Source organism: Microcystis sp. LSC13-02 (genome assembly GCA_002282935.1).
Lineage (GTDB): Bacteria > Cyanobacteriota > Cyanobacteriia > Cyanobacteriales > Microcystaceae > Microcystis.
Genome location: MTBT01000116.1, coordinates 1 through 4038, shown reverse-complemented (window position 1 = coordinate 4038; position 4038 = coordinate 1). Strand labels below are relative to the sequence as shown.

Genomic DNA, 4038 nt, shown 5'->3' with positions numbered 1-4038 from the left:
CTATCTGCGTCAACCCCGTTGACGCGACCACCCTAAAAAAGTGGCGTGGTGAGGAATCGCCGTCCGTTTTACGGCGGCGAGGATGTCAAACCCCATAGATGAGCGATTAAAAGCAATAATCTCCGCCATTCTACCCCCCCCGAATTTGTCAAGTATTCTCCGTTTTTTATTGATGAATACGGAAAAAGCCCATCAGGGAGAGACTAGAAAGGTTAGAAAGTTGAGATTTAACGAGTCCGTTGATGCGGTTTAAGAGCAAGCGCGGATGAAGAAATAAATGGCCATCAGTAGCAGAAAAATATAAAAAGTAATCCGCACCAATCGATCCGGTAATTTCGGTAAAAAACGAGTGGTTACTTGTACACCTAGAGAACCACCGATACCTAAAATAATCCCTTGTAGATAAAGAATATAACCGGCTTGGGCATGAGCGAAACAGGCGGCGATCGAATTGAGTAAAACCACACCTAAACTGGTGACAATGGCGATTTTGATCTTTTCTGCCAAAAAAATCATTTGTAGTGGCACCATGATCGCCCCACCGCCAATTCCGAAAATACCGGCTAGAAATCCAGCGATTCCTCCGGTTAGCAGACAGGCTAGATTAGGATTCAATCTAATGGCAGAAACTGGCTCTTTTTGGCTTAAATTTTGCTTGAGATTGGTTAAATAGACATTAAGCAGTAAAAAACAACCAAAAGCCGCTTCTAGGAGGTGTTTGGGGCTATATTTGACCAGATAGACCCCGATAAATGCCGTAAAAATCCCGGGTAGGCCTAAGAGGAGAACTCGCTGCCATTTGAGGGAACCTAATCGCCAATTTTGGATCGTACCCACTAGGGAAGTGAAAACGATCGCTAAACTGCTGGTAGCCACCGATTCCCCGTAACTGTAGCCCAAATTTAACAGGATCGCCACGGAGATAGTGCCACCCCCAATACCGAATAAACCCGCTAATAAGCCCGAAAAAACGCCCGTTATCAGTAAAATCAAGTAATAGTCTGCCATTATCTTCGTTTCATGGCCTTGAAAGGTCTCAATTTGCTATCATACATAGGGTCTGCTGAAAAAGTTTTTCCTAAGGGCAGGGTGTAGGGTGTAGGGTGTGGGGTTTTACCGATTTTCATCTGGTCAATTACCTAATTTTCAGGGAAAAAGTACCTGAATTTCCCCCTGATCACTCCCATATCTGGTACTTTTGGATTTAAAAAAAGTCTAAAAGTCTTATCCAGCAAGGTTTTTAGATTTATTCAGCCAGCCCTACATAGGGGCAATGGTAGAACATTTTCTCGAAGAAAGGGCTATTAACTAAAATTTAGTGATCAATGGGGCTATATTATTGACAATCACCGGATATTTTTTCTGATTTAATTACATAACCTTTATCCCTGCATGAGAAACTGACCTATGACTAAAAGAGCTTTACTACTAATTAATCGTCACTCGCGCAAGGGTAAAGAAAACTTTGCTCAAACTGTCGAGCTGCTCAATCATTGGGATTTTGAAATTATCAGCGTCCCTTTGAAAAAGGTAGAAGATATACCTTTTTTGATGGAAAAATATCGCTCTAATATTGATTTAGTTATCGTCGGTGGTGGCGATGGGACTCTTAATGCTATGGTGGATGTGTTGGTAGAAACTCAACTGCCCCTAGGCATTATACCTTTGGGAACGGCTAATGATTTAGCCCGGACTTTAGGGATACCGAATTCTATTGCCGAAGCTTGTCGAATTATTGCGGAAGGTAATTTAAAATATATCGATCTAGGTTGGGTAAATAATAAATACTTTTTCAACGTGGCTAGTTTAGGATTAAGTGTGAAAATTACCCAAAAACTGAACAAGGGTTTAAAGCGACGTTTGGGGATTTTGGCCTACGCTTGGACAGCCCTACAGTTATTAAGTAAAACTCGTCCTTTTACCGCTATGATCGGTATTGATGGCCAAAATATCAAAGTTAAAACCCTGCAAATAGCGATCGGAAATGGTCGTTATTATGGGGGAGGAATGCCGATCGCTCACGATGCCCAAATTGACGATCAAAGACTAGATTTATATAGCCTAGAAATTGAACACTGGTGGCAAATTTTCCCGCTTTTATGGACGTTGCCGCGAGGACAACAGGGTAAGAAATTCAAATTCAGACTCGTAAACCCCATAGTATCAACACCGATGGCGAAATTACTAGCACTACTCCCGCCATGTTTCGAGTTATTCCAGCAGCCATAGGGGTCTATATTCCCCGTCAAGAAACACAATTTTAAAATTAACGAAAAGGAGGAGAATACAATAAACCCCCCTTTGTCCAAAGATTATTTAAACCTCGATCGAGTTGCAGGGTTTTACCGATTTCGCACTCATAAATTTCAGCGTAATTACCAACCTGTTTTAAGACTCTTTTGGCAAAATCATTGGGTAAACCCATATCTTCACCTAACTTCTCATCGATACCCAAAAAGCGCCGAATACTGGGGTCTTTGCTATCGGCAAAAGTGGCAATATTTTGGGAGTTAATCCCGAATTCTTCCCCTTGAATTAAACTAAAAACGATCGAGCGGACGGCATTCGACCAAGGGGGATCACCATCGGCTACGACTGGGGCCAAGGGTTCCTTAGATATTACCACTTAGTTTACCACTGATAGGGAATAATATTGGTATCATAAGGTAAGCGATCTTCATCCGGTGCGTCTGCCTGAAAAGCGACCGAGTTTAGATGCAGTGCAAAAGCTTCCCGCTCGCCAATTGTCTGAAAACCATGCCAAATACCGGGGGGAATTTGTACCAGTTTAGGAGCCAATTCGCCTAAAAATATCGTGTTAATTTTGCCTCTGGTGGGTGAGGTTTCCCGGTCATCGTAAAGGACAAGTTTCAACAGTCCTACAATGACGGCAATTTGATCAATTTGCGTTGTCTGTCTGTACCAAGCTTTAACAATACCGGGCAAAGTTGAAGTAATATAAACTTGTCCAAAGCCGGGGAAAATCTTATCGTCAGCCCGTTGAATTTCCATGAGTCGCCCTTTTTCATTTGGCAATAACTTGAGAGGGCAAACTTCTACACTTTCTATCCATTGATCATTAGATTGTGTTAACTTTGTCATAGCTAAAGACTTAAGAATCATTGATCACTGAACCACATAATGAGCCACTATACTACAGATATTGACCATTTTCGTTTATTTCTATTTACCACAGATGCTTTATTAGCTAAACAAGCCGAGCAAGTAGGGATTGATAGTATCATTGTAGACTGGGAACGGATTGGTAAACGAGAGCGACAGATGAGCTATTCAACCCAAATCAACGCCGATACACCAGAAGATGTGGTTGCTCTAGCTGAAGTTATCTCTATCCCAATTACAGTAAGAATTAATCCCTTAGATATAGCGTTTCCTAAGCTAGTGAGGTACACCTATTTTTCTTCCCTTTTGCCTTTTGCCTAAAACCCATAACTTTTGTACCTCAGCAGACTGAAAAACGCTATAACAATACTTCTGACGAGATAGAAACTGCCCTAGATTCTGGAGCTAGTATTATCATGTTACCGATGGCAAAAGTTCCCAGTGAGGTAGATAAATTTATTTCTCTAGTCAATGGAAGAGCTAAAACCCTAGTCCAAATTGAGACTCAAACCCTAGTAGACAATTGTGAGCAAATTCGGGAGCTAGGATGGGACTATGCTTACATTGGACTGAATGATTTAATGATTTCACGTCAAAAAAGCTGTATTTGGGATTTACTGGCAGATGCTACAGTTGAACAAATTTTTCAAATTTTAAACAATCGTATCCTTGGATTCGGTGGAGTAACGAGAATTAGTGGCGGCAACCCTATATCCTTCCTCGAACTTCTGCATGACATCCTCACCGCCGTAAACGGACGGTGATTCCCAAACTTCACGATTTAGGTTTCTGCTTCTTTCCCTTGCGGGGTTTCGCACCTGCCTTATCTACTTCGATGTAATTTCTCCCATACCAACGGCATTTATAGGCTAATTGTCGAGTTATTTCTCCCCAACTAACGTCAGATATTGCCTG

Annotated in this window: 4 protein-coding genes and 2 pseudogenes; 3 read left to right on the top strand and 3 right to left on the bottom strand. The window is 41.7% G+C overall.

What is annotated here, in order from left to right; translation table 11 throughout:
* Positions 1-249 precede the first annotated feature (249 nt).
* On the bottom strand, positions 250-1008 hold the full coding sequence (locus tag BGL89_RS07020; protein ID WP_286825080.1) for a sulfite exporter TauE/SafE family protein: 759 nt from the start codon (positions 1006-1008) through the stop codon (positions 250-252).
* Between the two features lie 399 nt (positions 1009-1407).
* Here BGL89_RS07020 and BGL89_RS07015 point away from each other — a divergent pair.
* Positions 1408-2264 (top strand): annotated as a pseudogene (locus tag BGL89_RS07015) (lipid kinase).
* Between the two features lie 2 nt (positions 2265-2266).
* Here BGL89_RS07015 and BGL89_RS07010 read toward each other — a convergent pair.
* Positions 2267-2626, bottom strand: a pseudogene (locus BGL89_RS07010) (amino acid ABC transporter substrate-binding protein); the annotation flags it as partial.
* Positions 2627-2631: 5 nt separating this feature from the next.
* Positions 2632-3102 (bottom strand): dTDP-4-dehydrorhamnose 3,5-epimerase family protein, encoded by a 471-nt coding sequence (locus BGL89_RS07005; protein WP_286825079.1) that lies wholly within the window; start codon positions 3100-3102, stop codon positions 2632-2634.
* 39 nt (positions 3103-3141) lie between these two features.
* Between BGL89_RS07005 and BGL89_RS07000 the strand changes: the two genes are divergently transcribed.
* Positions 3142-3444, top strand: a complete 303-nt coding sequence (locus BGL89_RS07000; RefSeq protein WP_286825078.1) for a hypothetical protein — start codon at positions 3142-3144, stop codon at positions 3442-3444.
* Positions 3445-3548: 104 nt separating this feature from the next.
* Complete coding sequence (locus tag BGL89_RS06995; protein WP_286825077.1) at positions 3549-3887, top strand: hypothetical protein; 339 nt, start codon at positions 3549-3551, stop codon at positions 3885-3887.
* Positions 3888-4038: the final 151 nt, after the last annotated feature.